Origin of the sequence: Pseudoalteromonas sp. SG45-3 (assembly GCF_014164075.1) — a bacterium.
GTDB classification, from domain to species: Bacteria; Pseudomonadota; Gammaproteobacteria; order Enterobacterales; family Alteromonadaceae; genus Pseudoalteromonas; species Pseudoalteromonas distincta.
In genome coordinates, this window is the sequence record NZ_JACJEN010000041.1 from 1 (window position 1) to 5,748 (window position 5,748).

Annotated in this window: 7 protein-coding genes and 1 pseudogene; 5 read left to right on the forward strand and 3 right to left on the reverse strand. The window is 37.1% G+C overall.

Translation table 11 applies throughout. From position 1 onward, the window contains the following. The 4 genes and pseudogenes from H5126_RS21035 to H5126_RS21050 form a co-directional block, all read left to right on the forward strand. A pseudogene (locus H5126_RS21035) lies at positions 1-107 on the forward strand (elongation factor Tu); the annotation flags it as partial. 689 nt (positions 108-796) lie between these two features. Then, positions 797-1,348, forward strand: coding sequence for an AHH domain-containing protein (locus tag H5126_RS21040; protein WP_259414133.1), 552 nt, complete (start codon positions 797-799; stop codon positions 1,346-1,348). Between the two features lie 91 nt (positions 1,349-1,439). Beyond that, positions 1,440-2,027, forward strand: coding sequence for a hypothetical protein (locus H5126_RS21045; protein WP_182721515.1), 588 nt, complete (start codon positions 1,440-1,442; stop codon positions 2,025-2,027). A 263-nt stretch (positions 2,028-2,290) separates the two neighbouring features. After that, positions 2,291-2,446, forward strand: coding sequence for a winged helix-turn-helix domain-containing protein (locus H5126_RS21050; RefSeq protein ID WP_240915919.1), 156 nt, complete (start codon positions 2,291-2,293; stop codon positions 2,444-2,446). A gap of 82 nt (positions 2,447-2,528) precedes the next feature. Here H5126_RS21050 and H5126_RS21055 read toward each other — a convergent pair whose 3' ends face one another. Further along, positions 2,529-2,786: a helix-turn-helix domain-containing protein gene (locus H5126_RS21055; protein ID WP_165724394.1), complete on the reverse strand. Its 258-nt coding sequence runs from the start codon at positions 2,784-2,786 to the stop codon at positions 2,529-2,531. Positions 2,787-3,467: 681 nt separating this feature from the next. Next, complete coding sequence (locus H5126_RS21060; protein ID WP_182721514.1) at positions 3,468-3,701, reverse strand: hypothetical protein; 234 nt, start codon at positions 3,699-3,701, stop codon at positions 3,468-3,470. Between the two features lie 274 nt (positions 3,702-3,975). On the opposite strand from H5126_RS21060, the gene H5126_RS21065 reads away from it, so the two are divergent. After that, positions 3,976-5,499 (forward strand): hypothetical protein, encoded by a 1,524-nt coding sequence (locus H5126_RS21065; protein ID WP_182721513.1) that lies wholly within the window; start codon positions 3,976-3,978, stop codon positions 5,497-5,499. Between the two features lie 3 nt (positions 5,500-5,502). Here the strand turns inward: H5126_RS21065 and H5126_RS21070 are convergent. Continuing rightward, positions 5,503-5,748, reverse strand: a 246-nt coding sequence (locus tag H5126_RS21070) for an integrase core domain-containing protein (RefSeq protein ID WP_182721512.1), incomplete at its 5' end; no start/stop codon positions are given.

Consider the following 5,748-nt stretch of genomic DNA (forward strand, 5'->3'; position numbering starts at 1 on the left):
CAGTAACTCTAATCGCACCAATCGCGATGGATGAAGGTCTTCGTTTTGCTATCCGTGAAGGTGGTCGTACTGTAGGTGCTGGTGTTGTAGCAACTATCGTAGCGTAATTATTAGCCTAGCTAATTATTACCAAAAAGCCCGAGCTTAGTCTCGGGCTTTTTAATGTCTAAAATAAAGTACGATTTAATACCAATACGCTTAATTAAGTGATCTATTTTGAAGATGGAAAAACGTGTGGATAGCTAGGCAAAAAATTCGCTATTTAGTTGTTCTAATTGAGAATTTTTTAACATAGGTAGCGACACGTTTAGTCCCGCAAAATGATTAAGTATTATTACGGATTGGTATAACATGCCGCTTTAACCTTAGGTAAAGATACTTGGTAACAATACTCAAAGTATTATTAGTGGTATTACTAAAAACCCGAGCTAAGCTCGGGTTTTGATAAGTTATGAATGTGTCATACTTAGCTGAAAACTATTCAACATTTTGAATTTAGAGTAATTATTTAAATCTCAATTTTATCATTGGCTTATTGTAATTTTAGTGTGTTTATATTGCAGTTGGTAACCGCTATGGTAACCACTTGGAATAGGTTTCTGATAAATAGAGATTATTTTACTAAAGAGGAAATAAGCTTAAACTAGTAGCTAATAACACACATAAAAATTGATAAACTGTTTAGTTTTTGTATTATACACCCAATCATAATCAGATAATCAAGGAAGAGTGTTTTATGTAACCGCTACACGCATACCCTCATCCCGAGAGACCTCAAAATCCTTCACCATTAGAAATGGCTATTTATAATTATGAGTTAAAAGCTAAAGAGTTCCATAACAAGCGAATAGCTCAAAAAGGGCAGGCGAGTGAAGATCTTAAAAATAAGATGGCTCGTGATTTTAATCATTTGCAAAAAGAGAAAGAGAGAATTACTGCTCATGCTCGCTTACAAACTGATTTAAAAGAATACCGAGAGCTAAGTGCAAGCTCTACAGTCACGCAATTAAAACAAGAAAAGCACCATCCAACTCAAAAGCTTGCTCGTCACTTGGCTGCAATAGGGGAGCCTAAACCAACTAAGCTGCACGAGGCTCACCATATTATTTGTGGCACAGGGCAATACCAGTCAGCGAATATGTTACAAACAAGGCTTAATCTTCATCTGCATGGAGTTGGTATTAACGATCCAATCAACGGTGTATGGTTAATTAACTTTGAAAAAAATAAAGAGCAAAATTGGGATAGCCCAGCTTCGCCACCTCATCGAAAGCTACACAGATATAACTATGAGACATGGATTAATACTAACTTTGGTAATGGGCTACGCCTAAAGCTTTATTTTTGAATAGATTGAGAACCGTTAAAGTTAAAATAAAAACGGGTACTGTACCTGCAGGTTTACTTGAACCAAAAAATGAAAATTGGAAGGCTTTATAGTGACTGTATATCAAATTAAAAACGAAGCTTACACATACGACGTAATCGACTTTGATATTGTTGAGCTCTCAGAAACAATTTCGAAAAATAACGACCTTGATACAGATACTGTACTAAGGATGTTTATGTCATCCTCACTAAATAATATCGAATTTAGCCCTCTATGGCCTCAAGGGTTAAATTTTGACTATTTTGGTAAAGCTAAAAAGCAAGATTATGACATATCGCGGCTAGGTCATTTTTTAATAATGAAGCTGCCAGTATATGAGTTGTTAAAAGAGCGCTTAGCAAATTTTGGAGAGTTTTTACCCGTTAAAGCTGAAGGCAACAACATGATATTGTTTAACTTGCTTACCTTCGGGCAAGAGCAAAAAGACATGTGTTTAACCAAATACGAAGATGGCTTCGAAGACGGTTTAGAGTTACTTACCTTTGAGCAAGACGATATACAAAATAAACTGCTATTTAAATCTAAGCTGGAAGGTGCTCAAAAAGTTTATTGTACTGATGAGTTTAAAAATATTATCCAAAGTAACAACCTTAAAGGTTTAGTATTTGACGAAGACTTATTAGACCCGTTTGTTTAGTATCGCTCAACACAAAGGCGAATATATTAAGTAGCCAAAGAATCATTAATTGTGAATACAATACTTTCAGACTCTTTATAAAATAACACCCCTCCCGCTACCCGTAAGCTCAGCGCCCTGCGAGGGGGTAATTGTTTATAATGCATAGTAAAGCTGCGTACATAACCTTTGCCCCATAATTTTAATTTGTATATTATCTCAACTAATAAGAACAATGGATTAGCTTTATAGTAACTAACTAATACGGCTTGGCAGGGAATAGTATGTCGTTACCAGATTACCAATCATTCATGACCCTATTACTGCAATGCTTAGCTAACGGTGAAACAGTAAAGCTCAAAGAGATTGAAGCACACGTTTATCAAAGCATAGGCTTATTTGTAGAGCAGCTTAAACTGCGCATTCCTAGCGGCAAGTAAACTTATGCCTACCACCGCTTAAGTTGGGCTAAAACTTACCTTGTTAAAGCAGGTTTATTTGGAAGCTGTGGTGTGCCACTCATTAGCCATCCTCCGAGAATATATCTTCAATGGTATCCCAGTCTGGTAGAGAGTGTTGTTTTGAGGTAACTTCAAATTGTAAATCAACTGCATCAAGCAGTCGCTCAAATATATCGAATGAACCCATAAAGCGACCGTTCTCAATCTCGGAAATCGTCGTTTTATTAATTCCCGCGATCTCTGATAGCTTTTGTTGCTTGTAGCCTAAAGCTTTCCTGCTAGTACTTATTTGTTTGCCAATATCTGCTCTACTCGACATATATTCACTTATTTGATGTTAGCTATATAGCTAATAAAAATTATCAATATTTCACAGGCATTGCATTATTTATATAAGACGGTTTAGCTTAAAAAACCAAACCGCCAACCGTTGACGGTTACTACCAATTAAACTTAAAGGCTTTATTAATAGGTAAAAACTGTTTTTTTGCTTCTTTACTTTTATCTTTAAACCAGTCATTAAATAGGTCATTCATTGTTATAATAATGTCTGTCCCTGCCTTACCTCTTTCAGCAAGCGGATCTATACCATTTTTAATTTTTTGTTTGGTTTCTTTTACATTAATTGAGTTGTATGAAAATGGCTATCAAGGATTTTAAAAGTGGTTACGGTGATATCAAGTAGTTTGGTAACCACTTGGACACGTACAATAGGGGGCTAGTATGAACGGTAGAAAACAAAAAGCCTATAAAAATATAGGCTTATTAATGAGTTATAAACAACTTGAAACAGGCTAAAACGCTATTCTATGTTTTGGATCTGTTTATCGTTTTAAATTTAGATAATTCATGTATATCAAGGCCTGTAAGGTGATTTTTACCCGTTTCAAGCTTCTCTTACTCACCAGTGTACTCACCATAAAGAAATCGAAAAAAGTTATGAAAAAAATTAAAAAATGCTCTATTTCTAACTGGGAAAGTTGGGATATGGGAAACATAACTAACTATCTGCGTCAGTACAAACACAAAATGGTGAGCGCAGAGAGACATTCACAGACAGCAGGCAATCATCACGAGTGATCCAAAATTGTAACTTACTGCCTGCTTTAACCAGGTAACATTTATCGCTAGGTCGAACGTGTTTGAGAGTTGTGCGCTCAATCGGCTTTGCCGACCTTGCTATATCAGCAAATTCTACTTTTTTAGCCCTGTTTATAAAGTCCATATATTTCATATAAGCCCCTTTCGCTATGAGGTTGGTAAGTTTTAGGCGCTTGCCGCCTAAAGGCGCGCCATACCTCATGGCCAACACGCACTACGTAGAGAAAAGCCAGTCAAGCTAGAAATCGCCCGAAGGGTTGCGAAGCAAGGGGGCCCCGCTTGCGGGGTTCCGATTTATGGCTTTACAGGATTTGAACGAAGTGGTTTAGGGGAAGTTTACACTGGTGCTTTTGGGTGTGAGAGGCTACTCTAACCGCATAAGAAGTCTAAAAATATTGTGGATCATAATGAAAATATTAGCAGAGTTAAAGCAACGACTAAGTACCTGTGAGGACCCTATTTTAGGAGAGTTATATTCGCTAGCTTCTACAATTGAAACTGATTGCAGGCACCATTTAAAAAGAATTAGTGTTGTGCTACCTGAATTTGACTTGCATGATGAATCACATAGCGAAAAAGTTCTTAGCAATATTGAAAATTTACTAGGTGATGCTGGAATTCGTCGTCTCACCTCTTACGAGCTGTTTTTTCTTCACCTAGCGCCATTTTTACATGACTGTGCGCTAGCTCCTCCAGACTGGGAATTGAAACTTTTAAGGGTCACTGAGGGGGGGGAGCATTACCGTGATCCTTATTGCCTACTTAAACATGATTTAAAAGCTCCGCTAAAACTTTCGGAAGCTGTTTCTTTTATTGAAGCAAATCAGGGGCTGTTATATCAAAGCTTTGACGAGGTAAGTAAGTGGCGGTTTTCCCCTGAGACTCAAGAGCAGCTTCATGAAGAACTTGCTCACATTTTGGTCGAATACCAAGAGTTTAGAAACGGATCAAAGCAAACATTTAGTCTAATAAAGTCTCAAGATGAATATGAAAGGGAAAGTGAAGCTATTCGCTTTTCATTCATTCGTGCGAATCATCACTTAAGAGTTGAAAAATACATTACCAATCTATCACGCCTTTTTGAAGGACAAATTACCGGCAGGGTTTGGGGTAAAAAGCTAGCCTCAGATTTATCAAAGGTTTGTCGTTCTCATTGCGAAAATGTTTCTTATATTCAGGACTCATTAGATTCGGTTGCTCATTATCTAGGTGATGATACGGCAAACTTGCAACTCATAGCGCTTTTATTAAGGCTCGGGGACATTTTGCATTTTAGTTTTGATAGAGCCCCGCGAGTATTGAGAACTTCGAGAGAGTTTCAATCAGAGTACAGTTTTCAGCAATGGGCAATGAAAGATAATGGAGTAAATTATTCTATAGGTGAAGGTCTTATATCATTTAAGGCTTTTTGTGAGAGCCCCAGAGATTATTTCAAGGTTCATGAATACTTAGACTGGGTCGATCTGGAGATACAAAACTACTTCTTGTTCGAAAGAAAATGGCTTGGAAGCTATATTAAACTACCAGAAAAAGTTGACCGAAGTGGCATAAAAAGTGATGGAAGTTTTATACCTAAACACGGATTAAAGTTCACATTGAGCCAACGAAAAATACTGGAACTGTTAATGGGGGTTGGCTTATACAAGGATAAGTATGCATGTTTGAGAGAGTTGTATCAAAATTCGCTAGATGCATGCAGGAGTATGCAGGCTTCATCTACACAGGAAGAAGGGACCTTAAGATTTAAGATTGAATTCGATATTGAAAGAAAAGGAAGTGATACCTTCTTGATCTGCCGAGATAATGGTTGTGGAATGACCAATGAAATTATCGAAAACTACCTATTGAATATCGGAAATTCATACTATCGGTCGTCTGAATTCTCCAGAAGACAAGCTTCATGGAATAATAGCTTTACGCCCACATTGTAGTGGTCAATAAAATTTGGCCACAGTTTTAGAATCCTTGTATCTAATCTCAGATTCATTTGGCGCTAAACCGGCATTATAATGATGCGGTCTAACGTTGTTGTAATATCCGTTGATATAATCACTCACGCTATATTTAGCATCTATAAAATTTCCATATCCAACCTTTGGCATCCATTCCGTTTTAAAGCTTCTAAAAAATCGCTCCATTGGTGCATTATCCCAACAGTTTCCACGCCTACTCATACTTTG